Source organism: Methylibium sp. T29 (assembly GCF_000576205.1).
GTDB classification, from domain to species: Bacteria; Pseudomonadota; Gammaproteobacteria; order Burkholderiales; family Burkholderiaceae_C; genus Methylibium; species Methylibium petroleiphilum.
On record NZ_AZND01000569.1, the window covers coordinates 1 to 771 of the forward strand.

The following is a 771-nucleotide window of genomic DNA, read 5'->3' on the forward strand; positions in this document are numbered from 1 at the left end:
GTGCGCTCGCTGTGGCCCCAGGCCAGCGTGAGCTGCTGGCGCAGCGGGGCCTCGAGCGCACCCGGCGGCAGCATCGGCAGCAGCGCCAGCGCATCGCGCACCTGCGCCAGCGGCTGCCGCAGCGCGTCGCCCAGCATCGCGGCGAAGGCGTGCGTCATGCGCACCGCACGTTCGGTCTCGCTGAGATCGCGGCACAGGCAGATGCCGATGCGCTCGCCGTCCACGTGCGTCTGCACCAGGGCGATCTCCATCGGCACCTCGACCCCCCCGCTGCCGGCGCGCTGGCCCGCCACGGTGTCGCGGCGCACGGTCCACGGCGACGGGGTGAGCCCGTCGAGTTCGGCCTCGGGCTGCGTGACCGGCCAGTCCAGGTCTTCGGCCAGCGACGGGATCAGCAGCGAGATCGGCTGTCCGCCGATGCCCTGGCGCGAGCGCCCGAACATCACTTCGCCGGCCGGGTTGATCCATTGCACGCGCCCGGACTCGTCGTAGGCGATTGCGGCTTCGCTGATGTGCTCGAGCACCATGCGCAGGCGGCGCTGGGCATCGAGCATGCGTTCCTGGGCGTGCCCGCGCTCGCCGGCCTCGCGCTCCATGCGCCGGCCTGCGGCCGCGAGCTGGGCCGCGAAGCCGCGCACCGCGAGCAGCGCCACCACACCCAGCAGCGCGGCCACCACCGCCACCAGCACGATCAGCTTGTCGGTCGCTTCCCGCGCGGCCTGCCCGCCGGCCGCACGCTCGGCCTGCAGGCCCGCCTCGGTGCGCCGCAGG

Annotated in this window: 1 protein-coding gene; it reads right to left on the reverse strand. The window is 74.7% G+C overall.

What is annotated here, in order from left to right; genetic code table 11:
* Positions 1-771, reverse strand: a 771-nt coding sequence (locus x551_RS22880) for a PAS domain S-box protein (protein WP_036252130.1), incomplete at both ends; no start/stop codon positions are given.